The sequence below is a fragment of the Streptomyces sp. NPDC006711 genome (assembly GCF_042869775.1).
Lineage (GTDB): Bacteria > Actinomycetota > Actinomycetes > Streptomycetales > Streptomycetaceae > Streptomyces.
The window spans coordinates 7,639-24,018 of record NZ_JBIAGO010000004.1 but is presented as its reverse complement, the minus strand read 5'-3'; the positions used below and the strand labels follow the sequence as shown (position 1 = coordinate 24,018).

Here is a 16,380-nt window from a genome sequence, read left to right as displayed (position 1 = left end):
ACGACTGGGCTCAGTCATGGCAGTGTCACTTCTCCCGCGTCGTGTCGTCGACGTCGACGTCGACGTCGACGTCGACGTCGAATGTGTCGTAGTCGTTCTCGGAGCCGTACTCGGAGCCGGATGCGTAGGACGTGTCATAGGCACTGCCGTCGCCGGTGGTGGAGCCGTCGGCGTCGCCGTACGGGGAGGTGTCACCCGAGCCTGAGCCCGGACCGGAATCCGCGAGGGCCATGCTGATCAGGGCCTCGGCGTCCATCGCGTCGATGGAGTCCGCCGCCTTGTCCGCGTCACTCGTCGCGAGGCCGGCCTCGACCCCGGCGAGTTCCAGCAGGCTGTCCATCAGACCTGCCTCCCGCAGCCGGGACAGCGGAATCGCGGCGAGCGCCGTACGGATGCGGTCCTCGGCCGAGCCGGCACCCGGTTCTCCCGTCTCGTCCTCCACTTGGGGAGCGAGCTCTTCCCACAGGTGATCCGCGACCGCGCGGGTGCTCGGGTAGTCGAAGATCAGCGCGGCCGGAAGGCGCAGCCCCGTCGCGGCGTTCAGGCCGTTACGGAACTCCACGGCTGTCAGCGAATCGAATCCCAGGGCGTTGAACGACTGGTCGGGGTCCACCGTCTGGGTGTCGGCGTGTCCGAGCACCACCGCCGCCTGTGTCCGTACCACCTCGATCAGGAGGTCCTTCCGCTCCGACGCCGGAGTCCGTGCGAGGCGCGCGCGCAGACTCTGCGCGTCCGCCGGCGATTGCGTCTGCGCCTGCGCGGTCCTGCGGGCCGGCGTGCGCACCAGGCCCCGGAAGAGCGGAGGCAGCTGCCCGTCCCCGCCCTGCGCCATGGCGCGTACGTCCAGGAGGGCCGGTACGAGGAGCGCGTCGGCCGGTGAGCCTGCGGGGTCCTGACCGAGCACGGCCGCGTCGAACAGCGCGAGGCCCTGTTCGGCGGTGAGTGCCCCGGCGCCCGACCGCGCCATCCGGTGCGTGTCCGCGCCGCTCAGGCCGCTTGCCATGCCACCGTCGTCCGCCCACATGCCCCAGGCCAGCGAGCTTGCCACCAAACCCTGGGCCCGGCGGTGCTGGGCCAAGGCGTCGAGGAAGGAGTTGGCCGCCGCGTAGTTGCCCTGCCCCGGCACGCCGAGAGCGCCGGCGATGGAGGAGAAGAGCGCGAACGCGGACAGGTCGAGGTCACGGGTCAGCTCGTGCAGGTTCCAGGCCGCGTCGGTCTTCGGCCGCAGCACCGTGTTCATGCGCTCCGGTGTGAGCGAGCCGATGACACCGTCGTCGAGAGTGCCCGCGACATGCACCACGCCGGTCAGCGGGCGGTCCGACGGGACGGCCGCCAATACGCCGGCGAGCTGATCGCGGTCGGCGACGTCACACGCGGCGAACGTCACGGCGGCGCCCAGTCCGGACAGCTCGGCCTCGATCTCGGCGGCGCGGGGTGCCTGCGCGCCGCGCCGGCTGACCAGCAGGACGTGGCTCACTCCGTGCTCGGCGACCAGGTGCCGGGCGACCAGGGCGCCCAGGGCGCCGGTGGCGCCGGTCACCAGAACCGTGCCTTCGGTGTCCCAGACCTTCGGTTCTTCGGCGCTCCGGGCGGCAACCGCCGCCCGCGCCAGCCTCGGCACGAACAACACGCCCTCGCGGACGGCGAGTTGTGGCTCATCCGTCTGCACGGCCCGGGGCAACGCGGCGAGGGACGCCTCGTGGCCGTCCACGTCGACCAGCACGATCCGGCCCGGATTCTCCATCTGCGCCGACCGTACGAGACCGCCCACGGCCGCACCCGCGAGATCGCTGACGTCACCGGCCGCCGTGGGCACCGCGCCCCGCGTCACCACCACGAGGGTCGCGTCGGCGAACCGCTCGTCGTCCAGCCACAGTTGAAGGTCGGCGAGGGCCCGATGCGTGCGCTCGCGTACGGCTTCCGCCATGGCGCTGCCGCCTCGGGTGCCGCTTCCGTCTTCCGTGCGTACGTCCGCGAGGACGGGCAGCACGATCACGCCCGCGTCCCCGGCGTCCCGCAGCTCCGGTACCACCGCGCTGCTGGGCACGGTGGTGGCCAGAGTCTCGGACCACTCGGAGGCGGCGCCGGTGCCGACGACCACCCACTTGCCGAGCTCGGCCGTAGTAGTCGGAGCGGTGACGGAAGACACCGGCGTCCAGTCGACACGGAACAGCGAGTCGTGGAACTCGGTGCGCACCTGGGCCAGTTGCTCTTCCGTGATCGGCCGGACGTCCAGCCGTTCCACGGAGGCGACGGCGCGACCGGCGGCGTCCGCCACCTCGACGGACACCGCGCCCACACCAGCACCCGCGCCCAGGCCCGAGGCCGGGGACACCGGGCGAACCCGCACCCGCAACGCCGACGCACCCGTGGCGAACAACTCCACACCCGACCACGCGAACGGCAGACCCGCCCGCTCCTCCCCCACACCCATCAAACCCACCGCATGCAACGCCGCGTCCAGCACCGCCGGATGCAACCCGAACCCCTCCACACTCACACCCTCCGGCAACACCACCTCCGCGAACACATCCCCGCCCAACCGCCACGCCGCACGCAAACCCCGGAACACCGGGCCATACACCAACCCACCCTCCGCATACCGCTCATACACACCCTCCACCGCGACCGGCACCGCCCCCACCGGAGGCCAGACGCCGAACTCGGTCTCCTGCGAGCCGTGCTCCGCACTCGTGCCGAGCACACCGGTGGCGTGTCGCGTCCACGACGCGTCACCGGACGCGTCCTCGACGCGCGAGTGGATGCTGAAGGCACGGTGACCGGCGTCGTCGGGCGCGTTGACCACGAGCTGCGTGTGAACCACGCCGTGCTCCGGGAGCACCAGCGGAGTCTCCAGGGTCATCTCGGAAAGCACCCCTGCCCCCACCTGGTCACCGGCTCCGATCGCCATCTCGACGAAGCCGGTACCGGGGAAGATGACGGTGTCACCCATGGCGTGGTCGGCGAGCCAGGGCTGCGTGCGGGTGGAGAGCCGCCCGCTGAAGAGCAGCCCGTCGGACTCGGCGAGTACGACGGCCGCGCCCAGCAGGGGGTGATCGCCGGTGCCGGAGGCCGCCCCGAAGGGCGAGTAACCGTCGATCCAGTAGCGCCGGCGCTGGAAGGGGTACGTGGGCAGGTCGACCGGCCGGGTCGGGGCACTGGTGAGCAGGACGGGCCAGTCGATCGTGTGGCCGGTGGTCCAGAGACGGGCCAGCGCGGTGAGGGTTTCGGCTTCCTCGGGACGGTTGCGGCGCAGGAGCGGAATGAACACGGCGGCCGTGTCGTCGTCCAGGGCGCTCGGGGCCATGGCGGTCAGGACCGCGTCGGGGCCGATCTCCAGGAACGTACCCGCACCTTCGGCGGCCAGCGCCTGGATGCCATCGGCGAAACGGACGGCTTCGCGGACGTGCGTGACCCAGTACTCGGAGGTGGTGAGTTCACCCGGCGTCGCGGTGCGGCCGGTGACGTTGGAGATGACCGGGATGCGGGGCTCGTGGTAGGTGAGACCGGTGAGTACGTCCCTGAAATCCTCCAGCATGGGGTCCATCAGGGGTGAGTGGAAGCCGTGAGAGACCTTGAGGAGGGTCGTCTTCCCGCCCTGGTCCCGTACCGATGCCACCACCTTGCCCACGGAGGCGGCGGCGCCCGAAACCACCACCGCACGCGGCCCGTTGACAGCGCCGATCGCCACGTCCTCGACGCCTTCGAGGAGTACGAGGACATCCTCCTCGGTGGCCTGGAGCGCGGCCATCACGCCGCCCTCGGGCAGGGCCTGCATGAGCCGTCCGCGCGCCGCGACCAGGGTGCAGGCGTCCTCCAGGGAGAACACGCCGGCCGCGTGGGCGGCACTGATCTCGCCGATGGAGTGCCCGGCGAGCAGGTCGGGGCGTATGCCCAGGGCTTCGGTCAGCCGGAACAGCGCGGTCTCGATCGCGAACAGTGCGGGCTGCGCGTACGCCGTCTGGTCAAGCAGCGCCGCTTCCGCAGACCCCTCCGCCGCGAACAGCACGTCCTTCAACGGGCGCTCCAGGAGCGGGTCCAGGTGCCCGCACACCTCATCAAGAGCGGTCGCGAACACCGGGAAGGCGGAGGCCAGTTCACGACCCATGCCGATGCGCTGCGCACCCTGACCGGTGAAGAGGAACGCCAGCCGTCCCTCGGCCCGAACCCCCCGCACAACGTCAGGGTTCGTCTCACCGGACGCCAACGACCGCAAGGCCACGAGCAGTTCGTCGCGCCCAGAGCCAACCACTACCGCACGGTGCTCCAACTGCGCCCGCTTCGTCGCAAGCGCCACTCCGACGTCGACCGGGTCCGGGGCACCGGCACCCTCCAGCAGGTCCAGCAGACCTGCGGCCTGCGCGCCGAGTGCCGCCGTGTTGGCCGCCGAGACCGGGAGGGCCAACCTCCTTACGGCGGACGGGAGTTCCGGCGACGGGGTCGGCTCCGGCGTGGTCGGTTCGGGGGCCTGCTCGATGATGACGTGGGCGTTCGTGCCACTGATACCGAAGGACGAGATCGCCGCGCGCCGCACTCTCTCGGTGTCCCAGGGGCGGGACTCCGTCAGCAGCTCCACCCGGCCGGCCGACCAGTCCACCTTCGACGACGGCCGGTCGACATGCAGGGTCTTGGGCAGGACGCCGCTGCGCATCGCCATGACCATCTTGATGATGCCGGCCACACCGGCAGCGGCCTGCGTGTGACCCAGGTTCGACTTGATGGACCCGAGCCACAGCGGTTGCTCGGCGGCACGGTCCCGCCCGTACGTGGCAAGCAGGGCCTGCGCCTCGATCGGGTCACCCAGAACCGTGCCCGTACCGTGCGCCTCCACCGCGTCGATCTGGTCGGGCGACAGCCGCGCGTTCGCCAACGCCGCCCGGATGACGCGCTGTTGGGAGGGACCGTTGGGCGCCGTCAGACCATTGCTCGCGCCGTCCTGGTTGACCGCGCTGCCGCGTACCACCGCGAGCACCTGGTGGCCGTTGCGGCGCGCGTCCGACAGCCGCTCCACCACCAGGACGCCCACGCCCTCGGACCATCCGGTGCCGTCAGCCGCCTCCGCGAAGGACTTGCACCGGCCGTCACCCGCGAGGCCGCGCTGCCGGCTGAACTCGATGAAGGTGGCGGGCGTCGACATCACCGTGACGCCGCCGACGAGCGCCAGCGAGCACTCGCCGCCCTTCAACGCCTGGACCGCGAGGTGCAGTGCCACCAGGGACGACGAGCACGCCGTGTCGACGGTGACCGCCGGGCCCTCTAGGCCGAAGGTGTAGGCGATGCGCCCGGAGACGATGCTGCCGGCGCTGTGGCTGGTCGGGTAGTCGTGGTACATCAGGCCGGCGAAGACACCGGTCGAGCTGCCCTTGACGGTCGCGGGGTCGATGCCCGCCCGCTCGAACGCCTCCCAGGATGCCTCGAGCAGCAGTCGCTGCTGCGGGTCCGTGCTCAGCGCCTCGTTCGGGCTGATGCGGAAGAAGGCGGCGTCGAAGTCGGCGGCGTCGTGCAGGAAGCCGCCCTTGTTCACATAGGTGGTGTTCGGGCGCTCGCCGCTCGGGTCGAAGATCGCGCCGGTCTCCCAGCCACGGTCCTCCGGGAACTCGGACACCGTGTCGAGTCCGTCGGAGACCAGTTTCCACAGGTCCTCGGGGGACTCGACGCCGCCGGGGTAGCGGCAGGACATGCCCACGATGACGATCGGGTCGTCGCTGACGGGCCCGGCGCTCTCCACCGGTGCGATACCTGTGGTGTCGAGCGTGCCCAGGAGTTCGTCGTGCAGATGGGCGGCGAGGTCTCCGGCGGTCGGGTAGTCGAAGACGAGTGTGGCCGGCAGGCGCAGACCGGTCGCCGCGTTGAGGCCGTTGCGCAGTTCGACCGAGGTCAGCGAGTCGAAGCCCAGGTCGTTGAACGCGCGGTCGGGCGCGATGGCGGCGGGCGTCGCATGGCCCAGTACATCAGCGACCTGCCCGCGCACCAGGGTGAGCAGCGCGCGCTCCCGCTCGGCCGGTGCGAGGGCGGACAGGTGGTGGTGCAGGTTGTCGGCGGTGGCGCCATCTCCTACGGCAGCGGTACGCCGCACGGTGGGTACGAGCTGATGGTAGAGGGGCGGAAGGGCCGGGCCCTGTGCTCGCAGTGCGTCGACGTCCAGACGTACCGGCACCAACGCCGCGTCCGCCCGGGCCCCCACACCGAACAAACGCAACCCGTCATCCTCCGTCAGAGGCAACACACCACCCCGCGCCATCCGCGCCACATCACCCTCCGACAAACCACCACCCATACCACCCACACCACCCCACAAACCCCACGCCAACGCCGCACCCCGCAACCCCGAACCAACCCGCCACTCCACCAACCCATCCAAAAACGCGTTCGCCGCCGCATAACCCCCCTGCCCCGGAGCACCCAACACCCCAGCCGCAGACGAAAACACCACAAACGCGTCCAACTCCAACCCACACGTCAACTCATGCAAATTCCACCCACCCAACACCTTCGGCCGCAACACCGACTCCAACCGATCCACCGACAACGACCCCACCACACCGTCATCCAACACACCCGCCGCATGCACCACCCCACACAACGGAAACTCCTCCGGAATCCCCGCCAACACACCAGCCAACTCACCCCGATCCGCCACATCACACGCCACCAACTCCACCGACACCGCACCCAACCCCAACAACGACTCCACCAACTCACCCGCACCCTCAACACCCCCACCACGCCGCGACGTCAACACCAAACGCCGCACCCCACACACCGCCACCAAATACCGCGCCACCACCACACCCAAACCACCCAAACCACCCGTCAACAACACCGTCCCATCCTTACTCCAACCACCCACACCCGCGCCCACGCCATCATCAACACCCTCAACCGGCACCGGCACCGCCGCCCGCACCAACCTCGGCACAAACACCCCACCACCCCGCAACGCCACCTGCGGCTCACCCACACCCAACACACCCACCACATCACCCACCGCGAACCCAGACTCCTCCACATCCACCAGCACAATCCGCCCCGGATGCTCCGCCTGCGCCGACCGCACCAAACCACCCACCGCACAACCCGCCAAATCCACCACACCCACACCACCAGCAGACACCCCACCCCGCGTCACCACCACCAACCGCGACGACACAAACCGCTCATCCACCAACCACGCCCGCAACCCACCCAACACCCGACCCAACACACCACTCACACCCACCGGAACACCACCCGGCACCTCACCCGCAACACCCACCTCATCAAACGCCCGCAACACCACCACACCAGGCGACCCCACCACACCCGCCACACCCTCAGCATCCCCCACAACCACAACACCACCATCAACCACACCACCCGACACCCCAGACACCGAACCCGCCGACACCCACTCCACCCGATACAACGACTCGGGGAACTCGGCCCGGGCCTGCGCCAGTTGCTCCTCGGAGATGGGCCGGACATCCAGTCGGCCAACGGTGGCCACCGGGCGCCCAGCCGCGTCCGCCACCTCGACGGACACCGCGCCCACGCCCGCACCCGCACCCAGGCCCGAGGCCGGGGACACCGGGCGAACCCGCACCCGCAACGCCGACGCACCCGTGGCGAACAACTCCACACCCGACCACGCGAACGGCAGACCCGCCCGCTCCTCCCCCACACCCATCAAACCCACCGCATGCAACGCCGCGTCCAGCACCGCCGGATGCAACCCGAACCCCTCCACACTCACACCCTCCGGCAACACCACCTCCGCGAACACATCCCCGCCCAACCGCCACGCCGCACGCAGACCACGGAACACCGGGCCATACACCAACCCACCCTCCGCATACCGCTCATACACACCCTCCACCGCAACCGGCACCGCCCCCACCGGAGGCCAGACGCTCAGATCCGACCCGCCGGCACCGCCGGGCGCGCCGGCAGCCAGTACGCCGGTCGCGTGCCGGATCCAGGACGTCTCCGTCCCCGCGTCCTCGCCGCGCGAGAACACACGTACCGCGCGCACACCCGAACCACCCTCGGGCGCGCCGCCCACCACCACCTGCACCTGCACACCACCACGCGACGGAAGCACCAACGGCGCCTCCAACGTCAACTCCTCCAACACCCCGCACCCAACCTGATCCCCCGCCCGGATCGCCAACTCCACGAACCCGGTGCCGGGGAAGAAGACCGAGCCGCCCACCACGTGGTCGGCCAGCCAGGGCTGGGTCTGCGCGGAGAGCCGGCCGGTGAAGAGGAACCCTTCCGAGTCGGCGAGCGCGACGGCCGCGCCGAGGAGCGGGTGGTCGGTCGCGCCGAGACCGATGGCCATCGGGTCGCCGTGATCGGTCGGGGTCTGGGACCAGAACCGGCGGCGCTGGAAGGCGTAGGTCGGCAGCTCGACCTCGCGGGCACCGCTGCCCTCGAACACGGCGGGCCAGGCGACGTCACCGCCCGCGGCGTACAGCCGGCCGAGGCCCGCCAGCAGGGATCGCGCCTCGGGGCGCCCCTTGCGCAGCAGCGGCACGCACACGGTCCCCTCGGCGCGATCCGTACCGTCGGGCGCCTCGGCCTCGGCGAGGCACGTCTGCGCGAGCCCCGTCAGTACGCCGTCCGGACCCACCTCCACGAAGCGTGTCGCTCCGCGGTCCGCCGCGCCGCGCACCCCGTCGGCGAAGCGCACCGCTTGGCCGACGTGCCGCAGCCAGTAGTCCACGGATTCCAGCTCCCCTTCCGCGGCCACGTCGCCCGTCACGTTGGACACCACGGGCAGGCTCGGCGCGGTGAACGTCAGGCCTTGGAGGACCTGGCGGAAGTCGGCCAGCATCGGCTCCATCAGCGTGGAGTGGAAGGCGTGCGACACCTTCAGGCGGGACGTCTTGCGGCCCTGGGAGCGCAGGCGTTCCGCGACCTCCTCCACAGCCGCTTCGGGGCCGGACAGGACGACGGAGCGCGGACCGTTGACCGCGGCGAGGCAGGCTCCCGCCGACGTCTCCAGCAGCGGAAGGACCTCCTCCTCGGTGGCCTCGACCGCGATCATCGCCCCGCCGTCCGGCAGGGCCTGCATGAGCCGGCCGCGCGCGGCGACCAGCGCGCAGGCGTCGGCCAGGCCGAGGACTCCGGCGACGTGCGCGGCCGCGATCTCGCCGATCGAGTGGCCCATCACGAAGTCGGGCCGTACGCCCCAGGAGCTGATCAGCCGGTACAGGCTCACTTCGATCGTGAAGAGGGCGGGCTGGGCGAACGCGGTGCGGTCGAGGAGCGCGGCGTCCGCCGATCCATCGTCCGCGAACAGCACGTCCTTGAGCGGTCGTTCGAGCTGTCCGTCGAAGTGCCGGCAGATCTCGTCCCACGCCTGCCGGAAGGCGGGGTACGTCTCGTACAGTTCGCGGCCCATTCCGGTCCGCTGGGCTCCCTGGCCGGTGAACAGGAACGCGGTCTTGCCGTTGACGCGCGCCGTGTCCTGCGGCGTGGTCGCCTCGGCGAGCGAGCGCAGACCGGCCACCAACTCGGCGGTGTCCGCGCCGAGTACGGTCGCCCGGTGCTCCAGCGCGCCGCGCTTCGTCGCGAGCGACCAGCCCACGTCCACCGGGCGGAGCGCTCCGTGGTCCTCGACGTAGGACGCGAGTCGCGCGGCCTGGGCGCGCAGGCCGTCCTCGCCCCGGGCCGAGACGACCCACGGCACCACGGTGTCGCCGGGCAGCACGACATCTTGCGTCGGCTCGTCCGCGCGGTCGGGGGCCGCCTCCTCGATGATGACGTGGGCGTTCGTGCCGCTGATGCCGAACGACGAGATGCCCGCGCGGCGCGGCCGGTCGACGTTCCATTCGACGTCCTCGGTCAGCAGCCGCATCGCGCCCGCCGTCCAGTCGACGTGGGTGGACGGCTCGTCCACGTGCAGGGTCCTGGGCAGGACGCCGTTGCGCATCGCCATGACCATCTTGATGATCCCGGCCGCGCCGGCCGCGCCCTGGGTGTGCCCGATGTTGGACTTGACCGAGCCCAGCCAGAGTGGCTGGTCGGCGGCGCGTTCCTGTCCGTACGTCGCCATCAAGGCCTGCGCCTCGATCGGGTCGCCGAGGACCGTACCCGTGCCGTGCGCCTCGACGACGTCCACGTCGGCGGGGCTCAGCCGCGCGTTGGCCAGGGCCTGGCGGATGACGCGCTGCTGGGAGGGGCCGTTCGGCGCGGTCAGGCCGTTGCTCGCGCCGTCCTGGTTCACGGCGGAGCCCCGTACGTGTGCGAGCACGCGGTGGCCCTTGCGCCGCGCGTCCGAAAGGCGCTCCACCACGAGCAGGCCCACGCCCTCGCCCCAGGCCGTACCGTCGGCACCGGCGGCGAACGCCTTGCAGAGGCCGTCGCGGGAGAGGCCGCGCTGGCGGCTGAACTCCACGAAGGCGGCGGGCGAAGCCATGATCGTCACGCCGCCCGCGAGGGCGAGATCGCACTCGCCGTTGCGCAGGGCCTGGATCGCGAGGTGCAGCGCCACCAGGGACGACGAGCACGCCGTGTCCACGGTGACCGCCGGACCCTCGAGGCCGTAGGTGTAGGCGATGCGCCCGGACACGATGCTGCCGGAGCTGTTGCTGCCGGTGTAGTCATGGTAGACGAGGCCGGCGAAGACACCGGTGTTGCTGCCCTTCAGCGTCGCCGGGTCGATGCCCGCCCGCTCGAACGCCTCCCACGAGGTCTGCAACAGCAGCCGCTGCTGCGGGTCGGTGATGAGGGCTTCGTTCGGGCTGATGCCGAAGAAGTCCGCGTCGAAGTCCGCCGCGTCGTGCAGGAATCCACCCTTGCGTACGTACGTGGTGTCCGGGCGGGTCTCGGTGGGATCGTAGAGGCGGTCGACGTTCCAGCCCCGGTTGTCGGGGAAGTCGGTGATGGCGTCGTCGCCGTCGGCGACCAGCTTCCACAGGTCCTCTGGCGACTCGATGCCGCCGGGGAAGCGGCAGGACATGCCCACGATGACGATCGGGTCGTCGGCGCGCGCACCGGCCGTCGGCAGGACGGTGGCGGCGGCCACGTGTCCCGAGACCTCGGACAGCAGGTGGGCGGCGAGGTCTCCGGCGGTCGGGTAGTCGAAGACGAGTGTGGCCGGCAGGCGCAGACCGGTCGCCGCGTTGAGGCCGTTGCGCAGTTCGACCGAGGTCAGCGAGTCGAAGCCCAGGTCGTTGAACGCGCGATCGGGCGCGATGGCGGCGGGCGTCGCGTGGCCGAGCACTGCGGCGACCTGCCCGCGCACGAGATCGAGCACCACTTCGTGACGTTCGGACTCGGCCAGCGGCGCGAGACGTTCACCGAGCGAGCCGGCGGCCGCGATCGCGGTGCGCGCGCCGGCCTGCCGACGCGCGGGCCGTCCGGTGAGGCGGTGGTAGAGGGGCGGCAGATCCGGGCCCTGTGCTCGCAGTGCGTCGACGTCCAGACGTACCGGCACCAACGCCGCGTCCGCCCGCGCCCCCACACCGAACAAACGCAACCCGTCATCCTCCGTCAGAGGCAACACACCACCCCGCGCCATCCGCGCCACATCACCCTCCGACAAACCACCACCCATACCACCCACACCACCCCACAAACCCCACGCCAACGCCGCACCCCGCAACCCCGAACCAACCCGCCACTCCACCAACCCATCCAAAAACGCGTTCGCCGCCGCATAACCCCCCTGCCCCGGAGCACCCAACACCCCAGCCGCAGACGAAAACACCACAAACGCGTCCAACTCCAACCCACACGTCAACTCATGCAAATTCCACCCACCCAACACCTTCGGCCGCAACACCGACTCCAACCGATCCACCGACAACGACCCCACCACACCGTCATCCAACACACCCGCCGCATGCACCACCCCACACAACGGAAACTCCTCCGGAATCACAGCCAACACACCAGCCAACTCACCCCGATCCGCCACATCACACGCCACCAACTCCACCGACACCGCACCCAACCCCAACAACGACTCCACCAACTCACCCGCACCCTCAACACCCCCACCACGCCGCGACGTCAACACCAAACGCCGCACCCCACACACCGCCACCAAATACCGCGCCACCACCACACCCAAACCACCCAAACCACCCGTCACCAACACCGTCCCATCCTTACTCCAACCACCCACACCACCCGAACCCGCACCACCATCAACACCCTCAACCGGCACCGGCACCGCCGCCCGCACCAACCTCGGCACAAACACCCCACCACCCCGCAACGCCACCTGCGGCTCACCCACACCCAACACACCCACCACATCACCCACAACAAAATCAGACTCCTCCACATCCACCAGCACAATCCGCCCCGGATGCTCCGCCTGCGCCGACCGCACCAAACCACCCACCGCACAACCCGCCAAATCCACCACACCCACACCACCAACAGACACCCCACCCCGCGTCACCACCACCAACCGCGACGACACAAACCGCTCATCCACCAACCACGCCTGCAACCCACCCAACACCCGACCCAACACACCACTCACACCCACCGGAACACCAGACGCCAGGTCCCCCGACACATCCCCCAGCACACCCACCTCATCAAACGCCCGCAACACCACCACACCAGGCGACCCCACCACACCCGCCACACCCTCAGCATCCCCCACAACCACAACACCACCATCAACCACACCACCCGAACCCAACCCACCAACCGACACCCCCGACACCGAACCCACCGACACCCACTCCACCCGATACAACGAGTCAGGGAACTCGGTGTCGCTGCCACTGGCGAGCTCGGACGCCTGGGTGGGCCGGACGGTCAGGGACGCGATGGAGGCGACCGGCGCGCCGAGCGAGTCGGCGACGGCGACCTCGAAGCTGTCCGCGCCCAACGGGGAAAGCCGGACGCGCAGCGCGGACGCACCGGTGGCGTGCAGCGTGACGCCGCGCCACTCCGCGTTCAGGCGCAGACCGGTCGCGGCACCCTCGCCGGGCGCGGCGTCCAGGAGTGCCAGCCCCTGGAGGGCCGCGTCGAGGGCGGCCGGGTGCAGGCCACACCGTTCGGCGTCCTTCGCGGCCCCCTCGTCCAGGGCGACCTCGACGTACAGGACTTGGTCCTCGCGCCAGGCGGCCTTCAGGCCCTGGAAAGCCGGACCGTAGGTCATGCCGGCCTCTGCGTACCGGCCGTACAGGCCGTCGACCGGAACCGGTACCGCCCCTGCCGGGGGCCACACGGCGAAGTCCGCGTCGGCCGTGTCATCGCGTGTCCCGGCGACGAGCAGACCGGTGGCGTGTCGCGTCCAGGACGCGTCGCCCACCGCGTCCTCGCCGCGCGAGAACACACGTACCGCACGCGCGCCCGAACCACCCTCGGGCGCACCCACCACCACCTGCACCTGCACACCACCACGCGACGGAAGCACCAACGGAGCCTCCAGCGTCAACTCCTCCAACACCCCGCACCCAACCTGATCCCCCGCCCGGATCGCCAACTCCACGAACCCGGTCTCGGGGAAGACGACCGAACCCGCGGCGGCGCGGTCGGCGAGCCAGGCGTGGGTCGCCACGGAGAGACGGCCCGTGAACAGCGCGCCGTCCGAGTCCGCCAGCATCATCGAGGCGCCGAGCAGGGGGTGATCAGCGGAGTCGAGCCCGATCGAGGCGATGTTGCCGACGTCCGCCACGTTCTTGATCCAGTAGTGCTGCCGCTGGAAGGGGTACGTGGGCAGGCTGACCGGCTGACTCGGCGTACTGGCGTGCAGGGCCGCCCAGTTGACGGCGTGACCTGCCGTCCAGAGCCGGGCCAGCGCGGTAAGCGCCTCCGTCTCCTCCGGGCGGTTGCGGCGCAGGAGCGGGATGAAGGCGGCAGTGGTGTCGTCGTCCAGGGCGCCTTGGGCCAGGGCGGTCAGGACCGCGTCGGGGCCGATCTCCAGGAACGTGGTCACGCCTTCGGCGGCAAGCGTACGGATGCCGTCGGCGAACCGTACGGCTTCGCGGGCATGGGTCACCCAGTACTCGACGGAGGTGAGCTGGCCAGCTGTGGCGATACGGCCGGTGAGGTTCGACACCACCTGCATGCTCGGCTCATTGAACGTCAGACCCGACAGTGCCGCCCTGAACTCCTCAAGCATGGGGTCCATCAGGGGCGAGTGGAAAGCGTGGGAGACCTTGAGCCGGGAGGTCTTGCCACCCTGGGCCCGTACCGCTTCCACGACCGTGTCCACCGACGCGGCCGCGCCCGAAACCACCACCGCGCGCGGCCCGTTGACGGCGCCGATCGCCGCGTCCTCGACACCTTCCAGCAGGGCGAGAACGTCCTCCTCGGTGGCCTGGAGGGCAGCCATGACACCGCCCTCGGGCAGCGCCTGCATCAACCGCCCGCGCGCCGCGACCAACGCGCACGCGTCCTCCAACGAGAACACACCAGCGGCGTGGGCGGCGCTGATCTCGCCGATGGAATGCCCGGCCACCACATCCGGCCGCACACCCAACGACTCCGCCAGCCGGAACAGCGCGGTCTCGATCGCGAACAGCGCGGGCTGCGCGTACGCCGTCTGGTCAAGCAGCGCCGCCTCAGCCGGACCCTCCTCTGCGAACAGCACGTCCTTCAACGGGCGGTCCAGGAGCGGGTCCAGGTGCGCGCACACCTCATCAAGGGCGGTCGCGAACACCGGGAACGCGGCGGCCAGTTCACGCCCCATACCGATTCGCTGCGCGCCCTGACCGGTAAAGAGGAACGCCAGCCGCCCTTCAGCCCGGACACCGCGCACGACACCACCCGGGTGCGCCTCGTCCGATGCCAACGCCCGCAATCCCGACACGAGTTCATCGCGTCCGGTGCCGACGACCACCGCGCGGTGCTCCAGCTGCGCCCGGGTCGTGGCGAGCGCCACGGCAACGTCCGCCGGCTCCGGTGCGTCCGCGTCCTCCAGCACGCCCAGCAGACCCGAGGCCTGCGCGGCCAGCGCAGCCGCGTTGGCCGCCGACACCGGAAGCGCCAACGCGCCGACGGCAGAGGGCCGTTCGGCCGTAACCGACTCGGCGGGCTCCGCAGCAGGCGCCTCCTCCAGGATGACGTGGGCGTTCGTGCCGCTGATCCCGAACGAGGACACACCCGCACGACGGGGCGAGGCCGTACCGTCCCACCGCACTTCCTCGGTCAGAAGACGCACCTGGCCGGCCGTCCAGTCCACCTTCGTCGACGGCTCATCCACGTGCAGGGTCCTCGGCAGGACACCGTGGCGCATCGCCATGACCATCTTGATGATCCCGGCCACACCGGCAGCGGCCTGCGTGTGACCCAGGTTCGACTTCACCGAGCCCAGCCACAGCGGGTGCTCGGCGGCGCGGTCACGTCCGTACGTGGCCAGCAGTGCCTGCGCCTCGATGGGGTCGCCCAGGACCGTGCCCGTGCCGTGCGCCTCGACCACGTCCACCTGGTCCGCCGACAGCTGCGCGTTCGCCAGGGCGTCCCAGATGACGCGCTGCTGGGAGGGGCCGTTGGGGGCGGTGAGGCCGTTGCTGGCGCCGTCCTGGTTGACGGCGGAGCCACGTACGACCGCGAGGACGGGGTGGCCGTTGCGCCGCGCGTCCGACAGACGCTCCACGAGCAGCATGCCCGCGCCTTCGGACCAGCCAGTGCCGTCCGCGGTTTCCGAGAACGCCTTGCAGCGGCCGTCGCTGGCCAGTCCGCGCTGCTTGCTGAACGCGATGTAGGGGCCGGGGGTCGCCATCACGGTGGCGCCGCCCGCGAGCGCGAGGGTGCACTCGCCCTTGCGCAGCGCCTGGATCGCGAGGTGCAGCGCCACCAGGGACGACGAGCACGCCGTGTCCACGGTGACCGCCGGACCCTCGAGGCCGAGCACGTACGAGATGCGGCCGGACAGGACGGCGGCGTTGCTGCCGGTGGCCATGTAGGCCTCGGCCTCTTCCGGCAGCTTCAGGTCGAAATAGGTCTGGCCGTTGGTGCCCACGAACACGCCGACGCGGCCGCCGCGCAGCGCGTCCGGTGCGATGGCACCACGCTCGAAGGCCTCCCAGGACGCTTCGAGCAGCAGCCGCTGCTGCGGGTCCATCGCCAGTGCCTCGCGGGGCGAGATGCCGAAGAAAGCGGGGTCGAACTCGGCGGCGTCGTAGAGGAAGCCGCCCTTGCGCGCGTAGTCGGTGCCGTCGTCCGCTCCCGTGCCGGCCTCGATGTCCCAGCCCCGGTCCTCGGGGAAGTCCCCTATGGCGTCGGCCCCTTCGGCGAGCAGCTGCCACAGCTCCTCGGGCGAGTGCACGCCGCCGGGCAGCCGGCAGCTCATCGCGACGATGGCGATGGGCTCCTGCCCGGCGTTCTCGATCTCCCGCAGCTGCTGCTTGGTGGCATGCAGGTCCGCGGTCGTCCGCTTGAGGTAGTCGAGGAGCTTCGCTTCGTTCACGTTCGCCATCAGGG

At 70.6% G+C, this 16,380-nt stretch carries 1 protein-coding gene; it reads right to left on the bottom strand.

Annotation, left to right across the window (positions count from 1 at the left end; genetic code table 11):
* Positions 1 to 25: 25 nt before the first annotated feature.
* A complete protein-coding gene (locus ACFYM2_RS10625) occupies positions 26 to 16,366 on the bottom strand; it encodes an SDR family NAD(P)-dependent oxidoreductase (protein ID WP_388835146.1) in 16,341 nt (5,446 codons plus the stop codon).
* Positions 16,367 to 16,380: the final 14 nt, after the last annotated feature.